The organism is uncultured Aquimonas sp., assembly GCF_937888285.1.
Taxonomy (GTDB): Bacteria; Pseudomonadota; Gammaproteobacteria; order Xanthomonadales; family Xanthomonadaceae; genus Aquimonas.
In genome coordinates this window covers 1-21,052 of record NZ_CALART010000029.1, presented here as the reverse complement: position 1 = coordinate 21,052, position 21,052 = coordinate 1, and the positions used below count along the sequence as shown (strand labels likewise).

Below are 21,052 nucleotides of genomic sequence, written 5' to 3'. Positions count from 1 at the left end.
GATCGGGCTCGATTGCAGACTGGCGAGACAGCCGCGTCGATGGCAGCGGCCGCTCGCTCTCGCTGCGGACTCAGGCCGGGAAGATCCCGCCCAGCACGCGCGGACCCGCCGCACCGGTGGCTTCGCTCAGATTGCCGGCGCGGCCGGCGAGGGTTGCTCGCGCCAGCCAGGCGAAGGTCATGGCCTCGACGAAGTCGGGGTCGACGCCGTGGGCGGCCGTCGATTCAACCGTGCGCCCGGGCAGGCGCGCGGCCAGCCGCGCCAGCAGCCGCGGGTTGTGCACGCCACCCCCGCAGACCAGTACCCGCCGGCCCTGCGGCTGCCAGCGCGCAAGCGCCTGCGCGATGCTGGCGGCGGTGAACTCCAGCAGGGTCGCCTGGACGTCGGCTGGCGACGCCGACACACCGGCCATCTGCGACTCCAGCCAGGCCAGGTGATAGCGATCGCGGCCGCTGCTCTTCGGCGGCGGCGCCTCGAGGTAGGCATCGGCCAGCAGGCGCTGCAGCAGCTCGGCGTGGACTTCGCCCTCGCCGGCAAAGGCGCCGCCGGCATCGAAGGCCTGGCCGCGATGGCGCAGGCACCAGGCGTCCATCAGGCCGTTGCCGGGGCCGCAGTCGAAGCCCAGCACCGGCGCCTCTACGTCTGCGCTCACACTGGTGCCGCTGCCGCCAAGCAGGCTCAGGTTCGCGATGCCACCGATATTGAGTACGGCGCGCGCTTCGCTGGCATCGGAGAACACCGCGCGATGGAAGGCCGGCACCAGCGGCGCACCCTGGCCGCCGGCGGCGACATCGCGGCGGCGGAAATCGGCGACCACGGTGCAGCCCGCGCGTTCGGCGATGCGCGAGGGGTCGCCGATCTGCAGGGTGAAGGGCCGCGGGCCGCTCGGCCGATGGCGCAGGGTCTGGCCGTGCGAGCCGATCGCGCGCACGGCGCTGCGATCGAGCGCGAAGTCGTCGATGAGGCGCAGCGCCGATTCGGCGAAGGCATCGGCGACTGCGGTTTCGAGCTCGCCGAATTCGTCGAGCGAGATCAGCGGCTCGTGCTGCGAGACGCGCAGGATCTGCGCGCGCAGGGTCGCGTCCCAGGGATAGGTGCGACCCGCCACCAGCGCAACCCGCGCGCCGCGCAGATCGACGGCGGCGACGTCGATGCCATCGGCGCTGGTGCCGGAGATCAGGCCGAGGTAGAGGCCATCCTCGCCCGCGGCCATGCGCGAGCGATCAGCGCGAGGCCAGCGCGCTGGCGGTGGCCTGCATCTGCTGCAGGCGCGCCAACATGGGCTGGGTCTGCTCGCGGAAGCGCGCCAGCTGGGCGGCCGGCAGCGGCTCGGGCTTGGGCATGGTCACGGTCAACGGATCGCGGTGCACGCCGTGGACGCGGAATTCGTAGTGCAGATGCGGGCCCGAGGCGAGGCCCGAGGCGCCGACATAGCCGATCGTCGCGCCCTGGCTGACGCGCGCGCCGGTCTTGTAGCTGGAGAAGCGCGACATGTGGGCGTACAGCGTGGTGACGCCGTTGCCGTGGTCAAGGATGACCGTGCGGCCGTAGCCGCTGCGCCAGCCGGCGAAGGTGATGCGGCCATCGCCGGCGGCCTTGATGGGGGTGCCGGTGGCGGCGGCGTAGTCGACGCCGCGGTGCGCGCGCACCGTGCCCAGCACCGGGTGGCGGCGTGCGTTCGAGAAGCGCGAGCTCAGGCGGGCGAAGTCGATCGGCATGCGCAGGAAGGACTTCTTCATCGGCCGGCCGTCGCCGTCGTAGTACTCGGTCTTGCCGTCGGCGAAGGTGTAGCGGAAGACCTGGTAGGTCTTGCCCTGGTTGATGAAGGTCGCCGCCAGGATGTCACCGCCGCGCAGGCGCTCGCCGTCGCGGTAGATGTCCTCGTAGACCACATGGAAGCTGTCGCCGACGCGCAGGTCCTGGGCGAAGTCGATGTCGTAGCCGAACACCTTGGCCATCTCCAGCATGCTGGCGGTGGACATGCCGGCGCGGGCGGTGGCTTCCGACAGCGACTCGGTGATGGTGCCCGAAGCCATCTGCACGCGACGCTGCACCTCGCGCTCGATCTTCTCCTCGCGGATGTCGCTGCCGTCGACGTGCAGGACCACTCGGGTGGCCTCGTCGCGGTCGAAACGCAGGGCCCGCAGGCTGCCGTCGGCGGCGATGTCGAAGGCGAACTCGGCGCCGGGGCGGAAGCGGGTCAGCGGCTCGCGCGCGCCGGGATGCTCCAGCAGGCGGTGCATCAAGGTGGCCGACAGCCCCTGCTGGCTGAAGATCGCGCCCAGCGTCTGGCCGGGCTTGACGGTGACCACAGTCCAATCGCTGGCGGAGACGGGCGCCTCGACCGCGGCGGCCGCGTCGCTGCCGCTGATCTCGGCGAGCTGCGGCAGCTCGAGCTCCAGGTACTCGCGCGCCGGGTTGCGCGGCTCCAGGCTCGCCCCCGCGAAGCCGGGGATGGTCAGCACCACGAACGTGGATACGGTGGCCAGCATGCTGGCCAGGAACCAGTGCTCGCGGCGGAAGCGGGCGAGCGCCGACAGGGCGATACGGGGGCGCTGCGTGGATTCGGGCACCTGCGCTTCGGCGCTGGGGCTGCGGCGGACGGCCTGGGGGGGTCGGGGCTGCGCGGCAGCGGGCGTCGAGTCGTTGGAATGCACTGGCGAAGGCTCGCGGCCGTTGGGACCGCGGAACCATAACCAGCTTGAATTCCCTGCGTCAAACCTTTGTTGCACAAAGGAAATTCGCAGGGCGCCGCTTTAACCCCCCTTTAACGGGGTTCAGTTGCAAACGTGCGCTGTATCACGCTCCGCCAGCGAAGCCCTGCTGCCGCCAGGCCTCGAAGACCAGCACCGCCACTGCGTTGGAGAGGTTCAGGCTGCGGTTGCCCGGATGCATGGGCAGGCGCAGCCGGGTGTCCTCGGGAATCGCCGCCAACACGTCGGCGGGTAGCCCTCGGCTCTCCGGTCCGAACAGGAAGGCGTCCCCTGGGGCGAAGGCGATTTCGTCGTAGCGCCGCTGCGCGCGCGTCGACAGCGCGAACAGCCGCGGCGGCCGCAGGGCGTCCAGGGCCGCGGGCAGGGAGTCGTGGACCTGCAGCTCGGCGTACTCGTGGTAGTCGAGGCCGGCGCGCTTCAGCCGCGCGTCGTCGAGCTCGAACCCGAGCGGACGGATCAGGTGCAGGCGCGCGCCGGCGTTCGCGCACAGACGGATCACGTTGCCGGTGTTCGGCGGGATCTCGGGCTCGTACAGCAGGACGTCGAACATGGTGAAGGCTCCGGGCCGGGGGCGGGCGCGCGTGGCGCGCAAAGGGGCGCATTGTGGCGGCAGCCGCGGCCGGGCCGGCACGCCGATCCCGCGCAGGGCCGCCGCACGTCCCCCCGCAGCGCTATCCTTCGCGCATTCCCCGCACAGCCACTGATGCCCACGCCCATGCGTTGCTACGTCTACCGCAGCGAGAAGCGCGCCGACACCTACGTCTACCTGCGCGAAGAGGGCGCCTTCGAACTGCTGCCCGAGACCCTGCGCGAAGGTCTGCTGCCGCTGGTGGCGGCGCTCAGCTTCGAACTCACCGAAGATCGCCGGCTGGCCCGCGAGGACGCCGCGGTGGTGCGCGCCAACCTGCGCGAGCGCGGCTTCCACGTGCAGCTGCCGCCGCCAAGCCACAGCCTGCCGGACATGATGCCCGCGCATGGCGGCTGAGACCCCGGTGCGGGCATCCCCGGCGGCGCTGCCGCTGGCCACCGCGCTGTCGGCGCCGCTGCTGATCGCCGCACACGCGCTCGCTGGTATCGCTCCCGACCGCCTGTGGGGCCTGCCGCTGCTGGCGGCCGCATTCGGGCTGCAGTTGGCCGGTGCGGTGCTCGCCAGCGCCCGCCTGCCGGTGCCGCGGGCGACGCCGGCACTTTCGCGTGGCCTGCTGGGGGCCGGCCTGCTGCTGTTGATCGCCCTGCTGGTCGGCGTGCCGCTGATCGCCTGGCCGTTTGCCGGGCTGCTCGAATCCGGCGCGCTGCGCGCGGTGCTGCTGCTGTGTGCGGGCGTCGCCGCGGCCGGTCTGCTGGTCAGCCGGGTGTTCACCGATCCGGTGCTGCTGTTCCTGCCCGAACCGATCACCCGCCGCAGCCTGGGCCAGCACCTGGCGCGCGCGCGTCTGCACAGCCGGCGTCTGTTCGAGCGCGGCCAGGTGGAGTTCCTCGACGCCACGCTCGGCGCACTGTGCGTGCTGCTGATGCTGGCCCCGGCACTCGTCGCCCTTGCCGCGGACGGCGCCCGTGGGTCGCCGCTGCTGGTGCTGGCGATCGCCGCACACGGTCTGCTGCTGGCGCCACTGTGCGCACTCGTCCTGGCGCGCCGGGTGCAGTCCTGCGTGCTTGCCGAGGGCGAGGCGCCGGTGCAGGCCAGCGCTGCGCCAGCGCCGCCGGCGAGCGCTACGGTCGAGCCCGCAGCCGGACTTTCCGAGCCGTCAGCGACGGAGGATCCGCGCGCACAGCTGTTCGCAGCCGCACGACGGGGCGACGTCGAGCGCGCGCTCGCACTGCTCGCCGACTGCGATCGCGCCACCGCCGCGCCCGAGCCTCCGGAGGGCCGCGACCAGCGCGACCTGGCGGTGCTCGCGACCCTGCTGTCGGACCTGCGCCTGCTGCGCGCGCTGATCCTGCGCGGGGTCGATCTGAATGCGGCGCGCGCCGGCCTGACGCCGCTGCTGGCGGCCACCCGCGACAGCTACCACGGCCGACCTGATGCGGTCGCCATGCTGCTGGCCAACGGCGCCGATCCGCGCATCGTCGACACCGACGGCCGCAGCCCGCTGCACTTCGCCGCGCGCAGCAGCGATCCCGAAGTGGCCGCGCAGCTGCTGGATGCCGGCGCCGACATCAACGCCCTCGACCGCGGTGGTCGCAGTCCCCTTTTCGAGGCCTGTGCCGCCGGCAGCTGGCGGCTTGCGCGCTTCCTGCTGGAGCGGCATGCGCGCTGCGAACCGGATGGCGGTCAGCCGGCCCTGCTGGCCGCCGCTGCCGGCGATGACGATCCGGCCGGGGTCGAGCTGCTGCTGCGGCACAAGGCCAAGGTCGACGCGCGCGGCCGGCTGGGGCGCAGTGCGCTGCTGGAGGCCTGCCTCGCCGGCAACGCGGCGATCGCCACTGTCCTGCTGCGTGCCGGCGCCGATGCCGCGCGCGCCGACGAGCACGGTGTCACGCCGCTGATGGAAGCGGCGCGCGCCGGTTCGGTCGCGGTCATCGAAGCCCTGCGCCGCAAGTCGCCGCCGGTCGACGCGCTCGACGCCGGCGGGCGCAGCGCCCTGCACATCGCCTGCGGCTCGGCGCGTGCCGACGCCGAGGTCGTCACCCGGCTGCTGCAGATGGGCGCGCGCTGCGAACAGGTCTGCGCCAACGGCCAGAGCGCCCTGGATCTGGCGCGCGGCGCGCAGCGCTGGGACCTGGTGGGCCGCATGGACCCCGACCACCCGCTGCCGGCGGCCGTCGACGACGCGCCGACGGTCCTCGACGGTGTCGACGAGGCCGAGCGCATCGAGATGGGCGAGCGCCTCGCGCGCGCGCTGCGCCGCGGTCGCGTCGACCTGGTGCCGGCCCTGCTTCGCGAGCTGCGCCCGCCTGCCGATCTGCTCTGCGAACTGTTCGACACCCTTGCCGCACAGCAGCCGCGCGCCGCGCTGGCGGCACTGGCCGCCGGCCTGCCCGCCAGCGGTGCACACAGCCGCGAGCGCCTGCTGCCGATCGCGCTGGATCGCGCCGCGATTGCACCGCAGGCGCTCGACGCCCTGCTCGAGCTCGGGGTCAGCCCGGCCGGCAGCGGCGGACTTGCGCAGTACCTGCGCGCCTGTCTCGGTGCGCGTCTGAAGCCCGGCGAGGACGAAGCCCGCGCGCTGCGGCTGCTGGAAGCCGGCGCCGATCCTTTCGGCGCCGACGAGGGCGATGCGCCCCTGCTGCTGGCCGTGCAGCTGGGCTGGGCGCGTCTGCTCGCGCGCCTGCTGGCCATGGGCGCCGACCCCGAAGCCAGCAGCCGCACCGGCCAGTCCGCGCTGGCCACGGCCGCGCAGCGCGCCGACCTCGACTGCCTCAAGGCCCTGCTGCGTGCCGGCGCCAGTCCGCACCGGCGCGGACCCGACGGCCAGTGTCCGCTGGGCCAGGCCATGCACGCAGGCAATGCCGCCCTGCTGCGCTGGCTGGACTGGCCGCGCTGGCCACACCCGGGACGCGCCCTGCGCGATGTCGACCTGATCGCCGCGGCGGTCGCCGGCGACGCCGTCGCCTGCGGCTGCCTGCTCGAACTGGGCTTCGACGCCGGCGTTCGCGATGCCCGTGGCTGCAGCGCCCTGCTGCGCGCCGCCGGCAGCGGCCACGCCGAGGTCGTCGCGGTGCTGCTGAAGGCCGGCCTCGACCCAGCGATCGCGGCCGACAGCGGCATGACCGCCCTGACCGCCGCGATCAGCCAAGGGCATGCCGCAGCAGTCGAACTGCTGCTCGCCGGCGGCGCCCACGTCGAACAGACCCTGCCCGGCGCCCTGCGGCCGCTGATGCTGGCGGCGGCGCTGGGACAGAGCCGGTGCGTGCACCTGCTGCTGGCGCATGGCGCCGAGCGCGCGGCGGTCGACGCAGAGGGCAACACGGCCTTGCACCATGCCGCGCGCTTCGGCTGCCGCAGCACCGATGCCAAGCCCGCGCTGGCGCTGTGGCATGCGCTGTCGCCGAACAGCCCGCAGCTCGCGCAGGCCAATGCCATGGGCGAGACGCCGCTGCTGCTGCTGCTGGGCGCCGCCGAGCTGCCGGGCACGCCGCTGCAGGCGGAGGCGCTGCTGCCCCAGCTCGAAGCCCTGCTGGAACTCGGCGCCGCCCCCGACGCCCAGGATCAGCGCGGCTTCTCGGCGTTGCACTGGGCCGCCCAGCACGGCCTGCTGCCGCTGGTGCAGCGCCTTCTGCGCGCCGGCGCCGAGCCCGCGCTGCGCGACAGCCTGGCGCGCAGCGCCGCGGAAGTCGCGCTAACCCGCGGCTACGTCGACATCGCGCGCGAGCTTGAAGGCCCCAAGCCGCCGCCCTCGATGGCGCGCTTCCTGCGCTCGCAGGTCGACTGAAGCCAGCGTCTCAGGACCGTATGCCGGAGCACCTGACCTGTCAGATCTGACAGGCCCGCCGCCCGATTTCCTGCAGCGCGCAGGCATTCACAGCCAAATGAAGGACTTCCGGGGCTTTTCTCGCTTGCTGGATAAGCGGACACTGTGACCGCATCGACTGTTTGTCCGCATCGCGAGCGGGCAGGTCGCGCTACACCACGGGGAAACCACATGAAGATCCGATTCGCCGGCGCCGCGCGCCGCGTGCTGCTGTCCACGCTGATCGCGCTGGGCGCCGCACCTCTGGCCGCGCAGGCCTATACCTACTCCGTGCTGATCGACAGCGACAACGACGCCGCCACCGGCTGCAGCGTTGTCACGCCGAACGGCACCGCAGCGGGCATCGACGCGCGTCTCGACGCCGACGTCAGCTTCGAGCCCCTGCTGGTGCAGACCCAGGCGCTGCGGCTGTGCTCAGGCGGCAGCTTCGGGGCAGCGCAGAGCCTCCCCGCCGGTCACCCGGTCGGCGCCGACCGCGGCCCCGGCCCCAGCGATGTGGTCGAGCTAGGCTTCGAGCGCGCCCTGCTCGGCGAGGACATCGCCAGCGACTGGAACCTGACCTTCCTCGCCAGCAGCCCACTGCTGGGCGCGGCGGATGCCGCCGGCCCGGTGCTCGCAGTGGGCGTGGGCGTGCCGCCGCTGCCGCCGGCACTGCCGCGACCGGCCGTGATCCCGGCCGCCGGCGCGTGGTCGCTGATCCTGCTCTGCCTGGCGCTGGGCGTCGCCGCCGCCTGGACGCTTCGACGCCACCCCGGCCTGATGCTCGCCGCGCTGATGGTCGGCACCCTGTCCAGCGCCGGTATCGCCTGGGCCGCCGGCTATCTGCTCGACGGCGAGATCGGCGACTGGGACGTGGCAGCCCTGCTGACCGATCCGGCCGGTGACACCACCCAGCCGGAACCGCAGGTCGACCTGCGCGGCGTGTTCGCCGCGCGCGAGGCCGGCCGCGTGTTCTTCCGCTTCGACGTCACCGAAATGCGCCTGCCGGTGCTGGTGCCGCCCTTCCTCAACACCAGCTTCAACGTCAACGAAAACGCCCCGAACAACACCCTGGTCGGCAGCATCAATGCCGCCCCGGGCGGGCTCTCCACCCTGCTGCGCTTCACCCTGAACGCGCAGACCCCGAGCGCCGGCTTCAGCGTCGACAACGCCACCGGCGAGATCCGCGTCGCCGACAGCAGCCAGCTGGATTTCGAAACGCGGCCGAGCTTCACCCTCGACGTCACGGTCAGCCTGCAGGGCGCGCCCGGCTTCAGCCTCAACCGCCAGGTCACGGTCACGGTGCAGGACCTCAATGAGGCCCCGCAGATCGCGGCACAGGCGTTCTCGGTGTTCGAAAGCGCCGCCAACGGCGACGTGGTCGGCAGCGTGGTCGCAACTGACGCCGATGCCGGCGCCAACGGCCAGCTGAGCTACAGCATCGTCGGCGGCAGCGGCCAGACCGTGTTCGCGATCAATGCCGGCAGCGGCCAGATCACCGTCGCCAACGCGGCCGCCCTGAGCATCGCCGCCTCGCCCTACACCCTGCAGGTCCAGGTCAGCGACGGCGGCGCGCCCTCGCTGAATGCGACGGCGACCATGACCATCACGGTCAATGACGTCAACGATGCGCCGAGCTTCACCCCCGGCCCCAGCCCGGTCACCGTGCTGGAGGACAGCGCGCCGTACTCGCAGAGCTGGGCCACGGCGATCAGCGACGGCGACAGCGGTACGCAGACACTCACCTTCGAGTTCACCGCCAACTCCAACCCCGGTCTGTTCGCGGTGGCCCCGGCCATCAGCGCCACCGGCGTGCTCAGCTTCACCCTCGCCGCCGACGCCAACGGCAGCGCCAACCTGAGCGTGCGCCTGCGCGACAACGGCGGTACCGCCAACGGTGGCGTCGACGTATCGCCGCCGGCGAACTTCACGATCACCGTGACGCCGGTGAACGATGTGCCGAGCTTCGTGATCCCGGCCACCGCGCCGCCGGTGCTTGAGGGAGCCGGTGCGCAGACCGTCGCCGCCTTCGCCACCGCGATCAGCGCCGGCCCCGCCGATGAGGCCGGCCAGACCCTGAGCTTCGCCGCCAACGTCACCGGCAGCACCGGCAACCTGGCCTTCGCCGCAGCACCGGCGCTCGCCCCGAACGGCACCCTGACCTACGCGCCCCAGGCCGGCACCAGCGGCACCGCCACCGTCAGCGTGGTGCTCAGCGACAACGGCGGCACCGCCAACGGCGGCGTCGACACCAGCGCCGCCCAGACCTTCACCATCCAGGTCAACAACGTCAACGACGCCCCCAGCTTCACGCCGGGCCCGAGCCCGATCGCCGTGCTGGAGGACAGCGGCGCCTACAGCGCCGCCTGGGCCACCAACCTCAACGACAACGACGGCGGCATCCAGACCCTGAGCTTCGTCGTCCTGTCCAACTCCAACCCCGGCCTGTTCCAGGCGGCGCCTGCGCTCAGCGCCACCGGCGTGCTGAGCTTCACCCCGGCCCCGGACGCCAACGGCAGCGCCACCCTCAGCGTGGCCCTGCGCGACGACGGCGGCACCGCCAACGGTGGCGTCGACCAGAGCGCGCCGGTCGAGCTGGTGCTGAACGTCACCGCGGTGAACGATGTGCCGAGCTTCGTGATCCCGGCCACCGCGCCGCCGGTGCTTGAGGGAGCCGGTGCGCAGACCGTCGCCGCCTTCGCCACCGCGATCAGCGCCGGCCCCGCCGATGAGGCCGGCCAGACCCTGAGCTTCGCCGCCAACGTCACCGGCAGCACCGGCAACCTGGCCTTCGCCGCAGCACCGGCGCTCGCCCCGAACGGCACCCTGACCTACGCGCCCCAGGCCGGCACCAGCGGCACCGCCACCGTCAGCGTGGTGCTCAGCGACAACGGCGGCACCGCCAACGGCGGCGTCGACACCAGCGCCGCCCAGACCTTCACCATCCAGGTCAACAACGTCAACGACGCCCCCAGCTTCACGCCGGGCCCGAGCCCGATCGCCGTGCTGGAGGACAGCGGCGCCTACAGCGCCGCCTGGGCCACCAACCTCAACGACAACGACGGCGGCATCCAGACCCTGAGCTTCGTCGTCCTGTCCAACTCCAACCCCGGCCTGTTCCAGGCGGCGCCTGCGCTCAGCGCCACCGGCGTGCTGAGCTTCACCCCGGCCCCGGACGCCAACGGCAGCGCCACCCTCAGCGTGGCCCTGCGCGACGACGGCGGCACCGCCAACGGTGGCGTCGACCAGAGCGCGCCGGTCGAGCTGGTGCTGAACGTCACCGCGGTGAACGATGTGCCGAGCTTCGTGATCCCGGCCGCGGCGGCCCCGGTCTTCCAGGACGATGGTCCGACCGTGCAGGCCGGCTTCGCCACGGCGATCAGCGCCGGCCCTGCCAACGAGGCGGGCCAGACCCTGTCCTTCGCGGTGAACGTCACCGGCAGCACCGGCAACCTGGCCTTCGCGGCCGCCCCGTCCATCGACCCCGCCACCGGCAACCTGAGCTTCGCCGCCCAGAACGGCACCGCCGGCGTGGCCACCGTCAGCGTAGTGCTGAGCGACAACGGCGGCACCGCCAACGGCGGCGTCGACACCAGCGCCGCCCAGGTCTTCACCCTCGAAGTGATCAATGTCAATGACGCGCCCAGCTTCACCCCGGGCGCGAGCCCGCTGGCCGTGCTCGAAGACAGCGGCGCCTACAGCGCGGTCTGGGCCACCGACATCAACGACAACGACGGCGGCACGCAGGTCGTGAACTTCGAGCTCACCGCCGGCGCCACCACCGGCACTTTGGCCTTCACCACCGCGCCCAGCATCAGCCCGACCGGCGTGCTCAGCTTCACGCCGGCCGCCAACACCAACGGCAGCGCGAGCTTCAGCGTGGTCCTGCGCGACAACGGCGGCACCGGCAATGGCGGCGTCGACGCCAGCGCTGCCGTGCCTCTGGTGATCGAAGTCACCGCGGTCAACGATGCGCCCAGCTTCACCATCCCGGCCACCGCACCAAGCGTGTTCGAGAACGCCGGCGCCCAGACGGTGCCGGGTTTCGCCACCGCGATCAGCGCGGGGCCGATCGATGAAGCCGCGCAGACCCTGAACTTCAGCGTCAACGTCACCGGCAGCACCGGCAACCTGAGCTTCACCACCCCGCCGGCGATCGATGCCAGCACCGGAACCCTGACCTATGCGGCGGCCGCCGACAGCTTCGGCGTCGCCACGATCAGCGTGGTGCTGAACGACAACGGCGGCACCGCCAACGGCGGCGTCAGCGCCAGCGCCGCTCAGACCTTCACCCTGGAAGTGCTGTTCGTAAACAACGCGCCGACCTTCGTCAGCGGCGGCAACGTCACCGTCAACGAGGACAGTGGCGCCTACAACAGCCCGTGGGCGACGGCGATCGACGATGGCGACCCGGGCATCACCCAGGTGCTGAACTTCATCGTGCTGAGCAATGACAACCCGACCCTGTTCGCGGCTTCGCCGGGCATCAATGCCAGCACCGGCAACCTGAGCTTCCTGCCGGCGGCGAACGCCAACGGCGTGGCCAACCTGAGCGTCGTGCTGCAGGACAACGGCGGCACCGCCAACGGCGGCGTCGACACCTCGGCCACGGTCAACTTCAGCATCACGGTGAATGCGGTCAATGACCCGCCGACGGTGACGCCGCCCACCAATGTGGCCGTGCACCGCCATATCGGCATCAGCATCGGCAGCGCCAACGCTGCCAGCCTGCTGGCCAATGTCAGCGACATCGACGGCGCCGGCGGCGCGCCCTTCAGCGTGACCGTGCAGTCCAATGCCCCGACCGCCCAGGGCGGCCGCGTCAGCACCGCCGCCGACGGCAGCTGGAGCTATGCGCCGCCGGCCAGCGAGACGAGCACCGCCGACAGCTTCAGCTTCCAGGTCTGCGACTCCGGCGTGCCGGCGCCGCCGGCCTGCACCACCGCCACCGCGACGGTGGCGCTCAGCGGCGAAGCGATCTGGTTCGTCGATGACGACGCCCCGGCCGGCGGCGACGGCACGCTCGCGCGTCCGTTCCAGACGCTGGCAGCAGCGGTGACCGCGGCCAGCCCGAACACCAAGATCTTCAAGTTCAGCGGCGCCTACATCGGCGGCGTCACCCTGAAGAATGGCCAGCAGCTGATCGGCCAGGGCGTTGCCGGTGCCTTCGACACGGTGTTCGGCATCAGTCCGCCGGCGACTGCCGTCGCGCGTCCCGCCTTGGCCGGCGCGCGCCCGGTGCTCACCACCAGCGTCGCCGCCACCCATGCCATCACCCTGGGCTCCGGCAATACGGTGCGCGGCATCGAGATCGGCAACACCACCGGTGCCGCCCTGCTGGGGGCCAACGTCGGTGCGCTGGTCCTCGGCGAGAACCGCATCGTCGGCAGCGGCCAGGCGTTGGATCTGGCCAACGGCACGGTCACCGAAGTGGGCGGCAATGCCTTCACCGAGGTCAGCTCCAGCAGCGGCGCGCAGAACGTGCGTCTGTCGGCGATCGCCGGCACCCTGAACCTCGGCACGGGTGCGCTGAGCGGCGCCACCGGCACTGCCTTCCAGGTCAGCACGGGAACGGCCACGGTGAACTATGCGGGTTCCATCGAGAAAGCCAGCGCAGGGCGCCTCATTGACATCGAGGGCGCAGCCAGCGCCAACCTGACCCTGTCCGGCAACCTCAACTGCTCCGCACTGTGCGGCAGCGGCGCCGGCAACCAGGGTCTGCGCGTCAGTGGCCGCACCGGCGGCACGATCACCTTCAGCGGCGCCAGCAAGGTCTTCACCGGCACTGGCACCAACCCGGCGGTGCAGCTGCTGAACAACCCCGGCGCGACCATTGCGATTACCGTGAACGCCGAGCTCGGGACGAACGCGAATCGCCTGGCCGGAACGGCAGTCGCTGCCAGCGGTGGCGGCACTCTGATCCTCAATGGCGGAGTCTCGATCTTCACCGCTGCAGCGCGAAGCCTGCAGGTCAGCGGCATGACCCTGTCCGGCAGCATGACCGGCACGATCAACTCCGAGGGCGCGCTCGGTGCGGGCACTCCGGCCATCGACATCCAGAACAGCGCCAGCCCGGCCGGGCTCAGCTTCGGCCAGCAGCTGATCATCGATCATGACGACGCGGGCGAGAGCGGCGGCGGCATCAACCTGGCCAACAACACCGGCACCTACGCCTTCAGCAACGTCACCCGGATCACCAGCGCGAACACCGCCGCGCTGCGGGCCAGCAGTGCCGGCACCCTGACCCTCGGCAACGTCGCGGCGGGAGCCCTGGTGAACAACGGGGGCATCGCGGTCGAAGTACAGAACACCACCATCGGCGCGGCCGGCATCAACGCGGTGTCGGTGCAGTCGCTGGGCGGCGCCCACGGCATCCTGCTGAACAACACCGGCAGCAGCGGCGCGCTGACGGTCACCGGCAACGGCGGCACCTGCAGCGACAGCGCGAGCTGCACCGGTGGCTTCATCGCCAACACCAGCAGCCACGGCGTCCAGCTGACCAACACGGTCGCGCCCTCGATCACCCGCATGCGCATCCAGAACACCGGCGGCAACGGCGTCAATGGCACCGAGGTCAACGGCTTCACCTTCGCCAACGGCAGCATCGACGGCACCGGTGCGTCGATTGCCAACAACTCGGCCAACATCGCCTTCAACACGACCACCAATGGCAACGAGCGCAACATCTACGGTGCCGTGTCGATCACCAACAGCAGCCTCACGAACTCCCGCCACCACGGCATCGAGCTGTTCAACTTCAACGGCACCCTGAGCTCGGTGACCATCAGCGGCAATACCCTGACCAGCAGCACCTCGTCGGCCACCTCGCAGGGTTGGGGCATCGGCCTGATCGGCTTCGGTTCGGGTTCGACGGTCGCCAACGTCACCGCCGCCAGCATCACCAACAACGTGATCACCAACTTCCCGGGCGGTGGCGGCATCCAGGTGCAGGGCGGCAACGCCAATGCGGCCGGGCCGGTGGGCACGATGGGCACGGCGGGCCATGCCACCAACATCATCAACATCACCGGCAACCGCATCGCTGGCGCCAGTGCCGCCAACCGCATCGGCGCCGAGGGCATCGTCGCCCTGGTGAACGGCCGCGGCCAGGGCAACTTCAACATCTCCAACAACGGCACCGTGGCCAACCCGATCACCAACGTCACCGGCACCGGCATCAGCAACTCCGCCTTCGGCCAGGCCAACGTGACCTCGCTGATCGAGAACAACGTGATCGTGGCCAACAACACTCTGGCTTCGCAGGGCATCGGCGGCGGCCTCGGCAACACCTTCGGGGTGAGCGACGCACCGCAGATGACGGTGACGGTGCGCAACAACACCATCAGCCAGACCGATGGCAACGGCATCCTGCTGGTCTCCCGCGACACCAACGGCACCCTCCGGGCGCGCGTGCAGAACAACACGGTGGCGGCACCCTTGAGCGGCGCCCGTCAGGGCATCCGCATCGATTCCGGCAACGGTGGAACCGGCGAGAACGACACCGTGTGTCTGGACATCTCCGGCAACAGCAGCGCGCCCACCGCCGGCTTCCCAGCGGCGCTTGGCATCGGCCTGCGCAAGCAGGGCAACGTCGCCGGCCAGTTCACCTTCGGCGTGGTCGGCATGGCTGCCACCGCATCGCCGGGCGTGGAGACCTATGTCAACGGACTGAACCCGGCAGGCGGCGGCACGCTGCTGATCTCGGGCACCAGCGGTTTCAGCAACTGCACGATTCCGTAAGCGCTTCGCGGTCGGTGCTCGAAGGGGCACCGACCGCGTTCATCGCAGAACCCCGGGAGGACGACAGCGCAGCGCTGACTGGCGCTTCCGCCCTCTCATCCCGCAGGCCGCACTTCGCGGCGTGCCCCGAGCACTGGAGACCGCCATGGCAGAACCTTTTCTCTCTGAAATCCGCATGATGAGCTTCGTGTTCGCCCCCAAGGGCTGGGCGCTGTGCAACGGCCAGCTGCTGCCGATCAACCAGAACCAGGCCCTGTTCTCCCTGCTGGGCACCACCTTCGGTGGCGATGGCCGGGTCAACTTCGCCCTGCCCGACCTGCGCGGGCGCACGCCGATCCACGTCGGCAGCGGCCATACCCTGGGTGAACGCGGTGGCGAGCAGGCGCATACGCTGTCGATCGCCGAGATGCCGACGCACACCCACGTGATGCAGGCCAGCAATCAGACCGCCAGCACCAACACGCCGACCAATGCGCTGGCCCTGTCGAACTCCAGCGCCTCCAACCTGTGGGCACCGCCGGCGAACCTGGTGGCCATGGCCCCCAGCGCGGTGACCAATGTCGGCGGCTCGCAGGCGCATCTGAACATGCAGCCCTTCCTGACCATCAGCTTCTGCATTGCACTGCAGGGCATCTTCCCCTCGCCGACCTAGGCCCAGACGGAGACCACCCATGGCACAACCCTATGTAGGCGAGATCCGCATGTTCGCGGGCAACTTCGCGCCCGCCGGCTGGATGTTCTGCGAAGGCCAGCTGCTGCCGATCTCCGAGAACGAGACCCTGTTCCAGCTGATCGGCACCACCTACGGCGGCGACGGGCAAAGCACCTTCGCCCTGCCCGACCTGCGCGGCCGCATCCCCATCCACCAGGGCAATGGCTTCATCCTTGCCGAGACCGGAGGCGCCGAGGAGATCACGCTGACGGTCAACCAGATCCCGGCGCATACGCATGCCCTGCTGGCGACCAACAACACGGCCACCACCCAGACCGCCAGCCAGCAGGTCATGGCTGCCAGCACCGGCGCCACGGTCTCGCCATATGGCTCGGACGCACCGCTGACCAACCTCGCGCCAGCCAGCATCGGGGCGGTGGGCGGCAGCCAGCCGCACACCAACATGCAGCCCTACCTGTGCGTGGACTTCATCATCTCGCTGTTCGGCATCTTCCCGCAGCCGTCCTGAAGGAGCACCCCGTGGCCGATCCCTTTGTTGCCGAAATCCGCATCTTCCCCTTCAACTTCGCGCCGCGCGGCTGGGCCTGGTGCGATGGCCAGCTGCTGCCGCTGTCGCAGAACACCGCCCTGTTCTCGCTGCTGGGCACCACCTATGGCGGCAATGGCAAGAGCAACTTCGCCCTGCCGGACCTGCAGGGCCGCGCGCCGATGCATCCCGGCCAGGGCCCGGGCCTGAGCCTGCACGACCTCGGCGAGGTGGGCGGCTCGGAGACGGTCAGCCTGCTGGAATCCGAGATCCCGAGCCACGCGCACACGGTGCGCGCCTCGCAGTCCGACGGCCTGAGCCGCCAGCCCGCGGCCGAACTGCCAGCCACCGGCATCGGCATCGGCCAGTACGCGGCGCCCACCGGCCTGACCCAGCTCGCGCCGCAGAGCCTGACTGCGGTCGGCGGCGACCAGCCGCACAACAACATGCAGCCCTATCTGACGTTCTACTTCTGTATCGCCCTGCAGGGCGTGTTTCCGCCGCGCTCCTAGCCGGCAGTTGAAAATCGGCCTGTTTGCTCGGCCAAGGAAGGCCGAGTCGACACTGCAAGCGCGTGAGCGATTGGGTTGTCGGCAGGCGGTACGGACCTGCGCCGGACCGCCGAGTCGAAAGCTCCCAGGAGGGGCGTATTTCGACATGCTGCCAGAACGCGGCGGCGCGGTTCGCAGGCGCGACACCCGGCACACTTCATCCCAGCCCCACCAGCGGCCCGTCAGCAGGCCGCGGAAGACACAACAGGACCCATCATGGATCGTCGAGCTTTTCTGGTTGGCAGCGCCTGCGGCATCGGCGCGGCTGCGCTGTCGGGGCCTGCGCGCGGCCTCTCGGCGGATCCATCCGCGCGCGTGCTGCGGCTGGATGCCGAGTCCGGGCTGTGGCGTCCCTACAGCGAACAGGCGCAGGCGGCCAGCGGCACGGCGCCACAGCGTCTGCGGCTGCTCGGCCCACGGCTGGCCGAGGGCTCGCCCCTGCGCTCGCTGCAGCTGGACCTGCTGTACGACACCGACGCCGCCGCCGGGGCCCGGCATCGGGCCTGGCGCTTCGATCAGAGCCAGACCGCGGGCAACAGCGGCGACTGCAGCCTCAGCCTGCCCGCCCAGGGCCTCGCCTTCGAGTTCCGGCTGGACGACGGTGCGGCTTCGTCCCGCTACCTGCGGCTGGATGCGGCAGGCTGGCCGGAAGGCGACTATCTGATCCGCCTCGACGCGATCCCGTCCGCGCCACTGGCGTGCGGGCCGGACCAGCGCTGCGCGCCACCGGCCGGCATCGACGGCTTCCTGCTGCAGGTGCGCGCGGAAACCGAGTCCGCCGACCTCTGCCTGCGCGCCGACCTCGCCTGCCTGGCGCAGGATCAGGCCAGCGTCTGAATGCGGGCCTGAGGTCGAGCCTCGTGCTGCAGCCCGCCGAGCGCGCCAGCGCCCTGCTTGAGCTGTTCGCGTCCGACTGGCCGCAGCGGCCGGCGGACCTGCACCTGCGCCCGGAAAGCGAAGCCGACCTGCCCCTGCTGCGTGGGCTCTACGCCAGCACGCGCAGCGAAGAGCTGGCGCGCAGCGGCTGGGACGACACCCAGCAGCAGGCCTTCGTCGACCAGCAGTTCAGCGCCCAGCGCAGCCACTACCGCCAGCACTATCCGGGCGCCGCCTTTCTGGTGATCGAACACGCCGGCGCGGGCATCGGCCGGCTCTACCTGCACTGGGGCCGCGAGGAGCTGCGCCTGATGGAAATCACCCTGCTGCCCGAGTGGCGCGGGCGCGGCGTCGCCCGACAGCTGATGCAGCAGATGATCGACTGGAGCGCCGAGCGCAGCCTGCCCATCACCCTGCACGTCGAACCCTTCAACCCTGCCCATGCCTGGTATCGGCGGCTGGGCTTCGACACGCTCGAAGTCCGCGGCGTCTATCACTTCATGCGCCGTGAGGCGCAGCGCTGATCGACGCGCTGCAGCCGCGGCACATCAGTTGAAGACGGCCTCGTAGAGCAGGCCCTCGGGATCGCGGCGGATCGGCGTGATGAACAGCTGCAGGCAGCCGTGGCGCGGATGGGTGATCGCATACACCCCCTGGCCGAGGTTCAGCTCGGCAGGCCCGCGCAGCTGCAGCGAAAAGCCGGGCAGGCCGCGGCCGGTGGGGTGCGGGCTGGGCTCGACGGCTTCGACGCGCAGCGCGAACTGCTGGCCGGCGGCCTCGGTGGGCAGGGCCTCGCCAATCAGCGCGGCGAAGTCCTCGACGGGAATCTCGTTCAGGAGTGTGCTCATCGCCGAACTCTAGCAGCTCGCGCAGAGATCTCCGCAGGCTTGATGCACGCTCATGACCAGCGCATCGGCGGTCCGCACTAGACTGTCGCGTTCGCCCTGGATGCCCGCTCGCCATGCTGCACGCTCTTGTTTCCACCCTCGCCGCGCCCGTCGCCGCCACGCAGGGGACTGCCGATGCCCTGTCGGTGCTGTTCTGGCCGCTGATCGCGCTTTGCGTCGTCTTGCTGATCGTGCTGATGCTGCTGGCCATCCTGCTCTACAGAACGAAGCGCACGCGGACCGACCCCGCGCTGCTCGAACGCTTGGCCGCACTGGCCGCCACCGCCGAACGCACCGAGCGCGCCCTGCGCGAGGAGCTGCGCGAGGCCCGCAGCGAGGCCGCCGAACAGCAGGCGCGCTTCGAGGCCCAGCTGCGCGCGGCGCTGGGCGAGGGCAGCCGCGCCCAGGCCGAGCGGCTGGATGCCTTCGGCCGCGGCCTCGACGCCGCCGCCCTGCGCTCGGACCAGCGCATCGAGACCCTGCGACAGACGCTGTCGGATGACGCCCGCAAGAGCCGCGAGGAATCGGTGGCCGCGCTCAAGGGCTTTGGCGAAGCGCTGGACGCGCGCCTGCTGACGCTGACCCAGCACAACGCTGAGCGCATGAACGAAGTGCGCGGCACGCTTGAAGCCAAGCTCAAGGAGCTGCAGACCGACAACGCCGCCCAGCTCGAACGCATGCGCGAGACCGTCGACGAGAAGCTCAAGACCACGCTGGAGACGCGGCTCGGCGAGAGCTTCAAGCTGGTCTCCGAGCGCCTCGAACAGGTGCATCGGGGCTTGGGCGAAATGCAGACGCTGGCGCAGGGCGTGGGCGATCTGAAGCGCGTGCTCGGCAATGTCAAAACGCGCGGCACCTTCGGCGAAGTGCAGCTCGGCGCCCTGCTGGAGCAGATCCTGAGCGCCGAGCAGTACGCCAGCAATGTCGCCACCCTGCCGGGCAGCAGCGAGCGCGTCGAGTACGCCATCCGCCTGCCGGGCAGCACGCCGGGCGCACCGGTGTGGTTGCCGATCGACGCCAAGTTCCCGCGCGAGGACTACGAGCGCCTGCTCGACGCGCAGGACCGCGCCGATGCCGAGGCCGCAGGCGTGGCCGCGCTCGCGCTCGAGCGGCGCATCCGCGACGAGGCCAGGCGCATCCGCGAGAAGTACATCGGCCCGCCGCACACCACCGACTTCGCCCTGCTGTTCCTGCCCACTGAAGGCTTGTACGCCGAGCTGATCCGCCGGCCCGGCCTGTTCGAGGCCCTGCAGCGCGACTACCGCATCACCCTAGCCGGCCCGACCACGCTGGCGGCCCTGCTCAACAGCCTGCAGATGGGTTTCCGCACGCTGGCGATCGAACAGCGCAGCAGCGAGGTCTGGCAGATCCTGGGCGCGGTCAAGAACGAGTTCGGCAAGTTCGGCGAAGTGCTGGAGCGCACCCAGAAGCAGATCGACACCGTCAGCAAGAGCATCGGCGCGGCCGGTGTGCGCACCCGCGCGATCGAACGCAAGCTGCGCAGCGTGGAAACCCTGGAAGGCACCCCCGACCTGCTGCAGCTGCCTGCCGACAGCGAAGACGACGCCTCGGCGCCGGAGGATTGAGATGAACACGCACGCGAACCCACCGGTCGCAGTCGAAGTGCTGCCGGTCACCCCGTTCCAGCAGAATTGCTCGCTGATCGTCTGCCAGCGCACCAAGAAGGCCGCCCTGGTCGACCCCGGCGGCGAAGTCGAGCGCCTGCTCGCCGCGGTGGCGCGTCACGGTGCGACGCTGGAGAAAGTTCTGGTCACGCACGGTCATCTCGACCACTGCTCGGGCGTGGCCGAACTGCAGCAGCGACTCGGCGTGCCGGTCGAAGGCCCGCACCCGGACGACGATTTCTGGATCCAGCAGCTGCCGACCCGCGCGGCCGAATATGGCTTCCCGCCGGCGCAAGTGTTCACCCCGGATCGCTGGCTCGCCCACGGCGAACGCGTCAGCGTCGGCGCGCTCGAACTCGAAGTGCTGCACTGCCCCGGCCACACGCCCGGTCACGTGGTGTTCTTCCTGCGCGAGGTGGGCTTGGCCTTCGTCGGCGACGTGATCTTCGCCGGCAGCATCGGCCGCACCGACTTCCCGCGCGGCAACCACGCCGACCTGATCCGTTCGATCCGCGAACGTCTGTTCGCGCTGGGCGATTCCGTGCAGTTCGTCCCCGGCCACGGCCCGGTGTCGACGCTGGGCCGCGAGCGCATGGGCAATCCGTACGTGTCAGATGCGGCGGTGGCTGCGCGCTGAGGCGCATCACTCGCTCGACGACCGCCCTCGCTGTCACGGCTCCGCACCCCAGCCAGCGCGCGTGCCTGCTCCCCTCTCCCACGAGGGGAGAGGGGCTCAAGAATCAGCCCCCGAAGATGCGGCGCTCGTCTGATGCGCTGTTTCTGGCGGAAGCAGCGGGGACGGCGTCGATGTCGACACGCGGGCGCGGGCGGATGACCAGACCGTAGTACGTCCCGTGGAAGCGGGACGCCGAGCGAGAGCTCACCGTAGCCAGCCCAGCCATCGGCCCGAAGCGAAACGCCCTTCGAGAACCCAAACGCCGGTAGATGCGCTTCGCTTATCTACCCTACGCGCACAGCAGCCTTCGGCTTCGATCCACGCTCGCCGTCTCTCGCGGTTGTAGGGTGGATAAGCGCAGCGCATCCACCAGCGCATCCCGTGGAAGCCGGG

Annotated in this window: 14 protein-coding genes; 10 read left to right on the top strand and 4 right to left on the bottom strand. The window is 70.9% G+C overall.

The annotated features are described in order from the left end of the window. Positions 1-70 precede the first annotated feature (70 nt). From Q0654_RS07575 to Q0654_RS07565, 3 genes are all read right to left on the bottom strand, one after another. Entirely contained in the window at positions 71-1,213 is a 1,143-nt protein-coding gene (locus Q0654_RS07575) for an anhydro-N-acetylmuramic acid kinase (protein ID WP_298852319.1), read from the bottom strand. 10 nt (positions 1,214-1,223) lie between these two features. Then, positions 1,224-2,573, bottom strand: a complete 1,350-nt coding sequence (locus tag Q0654_RS07570; RefSeq protein ID WP_298852316.1) for a peptidoglycan DD-metalloendopeptidase family protein — start codon at positions 2,571-2,573, stop codon at positions 1,224-1,226. Between the two features lie 226 nt (positions 2,574-2,799). Next, positions 2,800-3,264, bottom strand: a complete 465-nt coding sequence (locus tag Q0654_RS07565) for a tRNA (cytidine(34)-2'-O)-methyltransferase (protein WP_298852314.1) — start codon at positions 3,262-3,264, stop codon at positions 2,800-2,802. 153 nt (positions 3,265-3,417) lie between these two features. Here Q0654_RS07565 and Q0654_RS07560 point away from each other — a divergent pair, with 153 nt between their 5' ends. The 8 genes from Q0654_RS07560 to Q0654_RS07525 all read left to right on the top strand — a co-directional run bounded on the left by Q0654_RS07560 (position 3,418) and on the right by Q0654_RS07525 (position 17,995). Continuing rightward, positions 3,418-3,699 (top strand): YcgL domain-containing protein, encoded by a 282-nt coding sequence (locus Q0654_RS07560; protein ID WP_298852312.1) that lies wholly within the window; start codon positions 3,418-3,420, stop codon positions 3,697-3,699. Continuing rightward, entirely contained in the window at positions 3,689-7,087 is a 3,399-nt protein-coding gene (locus Q0654_RS07555) for an ankyrin repeat domain-containing protein (RefSeq protein WP_298852309.1), read from the top strand. Before Q0654_RS07560 ends, Q0654_RS07555 begins: the two co-directional genes overlap by 11 nt. A gap of 210 nt (positions 7,088-7,297) precedes the next feature. Continuing rightward, positions 7,298-14,845 (top strand): Ig-like domain-containing protein, encoded by a 7,548-nt coding sequence (locus Q0654_RS07550; RefSeq protein ID WP_298852306.1) that lies wholly within the window; start codon positions 7,298-7,300, stop codon positions 14,843-14,845. Positions 14,846-14,990: 145 nt separating this feature from the next. Further along, the gene (locus Q0654_RS07545; protein ID WP_298852303.1) at positions 14,991-15,497 is read left to right on the top strand and encodes a tail fiber protein; all 507 of its coding nucleotides are present in this window, start codon (positions 14,991-14,993) and stop codon (positions 15,495-15,497) included. A 19-nt stretch (positions 15,498-15,516) separates the two neighbouring features. Beyond that, on the top strand, positions 15,517-16,026 hold the full coding sequence (locus Q0654_RS07540) for a tail fiber protein (protein WP_298852301.1): 510 nt from the start codon (positions 15,517-15,519) through the stop codon (positions 16,024-16,026). Positions 16,027-16,037: 11 nt separating this feature from the next. Further along, positions 16,038-16,556, top strand: coding sequence for a tail fiber protein (locus Q0654_RS07535; protein ID WP_298852299.1), 519 nt, complete (start codon positions 16,038-16,040; stop codon positions 16,554-16,556). Positions 16,557-16,811: 255 nt separating this feature from the next. Next, positions 16,812-17,432, top strand: coding sequence for a hypothetical protein (locus Q0654_RS07530; RefSeq protein ID WP_298852296.1), 621 nt, complete (start codon positions 16,812-16,814; stop codon positions 17,430-17,432). A gap of 23 nt (positions 17,433-17,455) precedes the next feature. Next, positions 17,456-17,995, top strand: coding sequence for a GNAT family N-acetyltransferase (locus Q0654_RS07525; RefSeq protein ID WP_298852294.1), 540 nt, complete (start codon positions 17,456-17,458; stop codon positions 17,993-17,995). Between the two features lie 24 nt (positions 17,996-18,019). Here the strand turns inward: Q0654_RS07525 and Q0654_RS07520 are convergent, their stop codons facing one another. After that, positions 18,020-18,319 (bottom strand): hypothetical protein, encoded by a 300-nt coding sequence (locus Q0654_RS07520; protein ID WP_298852292.1) that lies wholly within the window; start codon positions 18,317-18,319, stop codon positions 18,020-18,022. Positions 18,320-18,555: 236 nt separating this feature from the next. Between Q0654_RS07520 and rmuC the strand changes: the two genes are divergently transcribed. Next, positions 18,556-19,944 (top strand): DNA recombination protein RmuC, encoded by a 1,389-nt coding sequence (rmuC, locus tag Q0654_RS07515; RefSeq protein ID WP_298852514.1) that lies wholly within the window; start codon positions 18,556-18,558, stop codon positions 19,942-19,944. A gap of 1 nt (position 19,945) precedes the next feature. After that, entirely contained in the window at positions 19,946-20,620 is a 675-nt protein-coding gene (locus tag Q0654_RS07510) for an MBL fold metallo-hydrolase (protein ID WP_298852290.1), read from the top strand. Positions 20,621-21,052: the final 432 nt, after the last annotated feature.

Bases quoted from the DNA above. Each gene is read 5' to 3' on its own strand.
- Q0654_RS07575 (WP_298852319.1), bottom strand. From the start codon at position 1,213: ATGGCCGCGGGCGAGGATGGCCTCTACCTCGGCCTGATCTCCGGCACC.
- Q0654_RS07565 (WP_298852314.1), bottom strand. From the start codon at position 3,264: ATGTTCGACGTCCTGCTGTACGAGCCCGAGATCCCGCCGAACACCGGC.
- Q0654_RS07560 (WP_298852312.1), top strand. From the start codon at position 3,418: ATGCCCACGCCCATGCGTTGCTACGTCTACCGCAGCGAGAAGCGCGCC.
- Q0654_RS07555 (WP_298852309.1), top strand. From the start codon at position 3,689: ATGGCGGCTGAGACCCCGGTGCGGGCATCCCCGGCGGCGCTGCCGCTG.
- Q0654_RS07550 (WP_298852306.1), top strand. From the start codon at position 7,298: ATGAAGATCCGATTCGCCGGCGCCGCGCGCCGCGTGCTGCTGTCCACG.
- Q0654_RS07545 (WP_298852303.1), top strand. From the start codon at position 14,991: ATGGCAGAACCTTTTCTCTCTGAAATCCGCATGATGAGCTTCGTGTTC.
- Q0654_RS07540 (WP_298852301.1), top strand. From the start codon at position 15,517: ATGGCACAACCCTATGTAGGCGAGATCCGCATGTTCGCGGGCAACTTC.
- Q0654_RS07530 (WP_298852296.1), top strand. From the start codon at position 16,812: ATGGATCGTCGAGCTTTTCTGGTTGGCAGCGCCTGCGGCATCGGCGCG.
- Q0654_RS07520 (WP_298852292.1), bottom strand. From the start codon at position 18,319: ATGAGCACACTCCTGAACGAGATTCCCGTCGAGGACTTCGCCGCGCTG.
- rmuC (WP_298852514.1), top strand. From the start codon at position 18,556: ATGCTGCTGGCCATCCTGCTCTACAGAACGAAGCGCACGCGGACCGAC.
- Q0654_RS07510 (WP_298852290.1), top strand. From the start codon at position 19,946: ATGAACACGCACGCGAACCCACCGGTCGCAGTCGAAGTGCTGCCGGTC.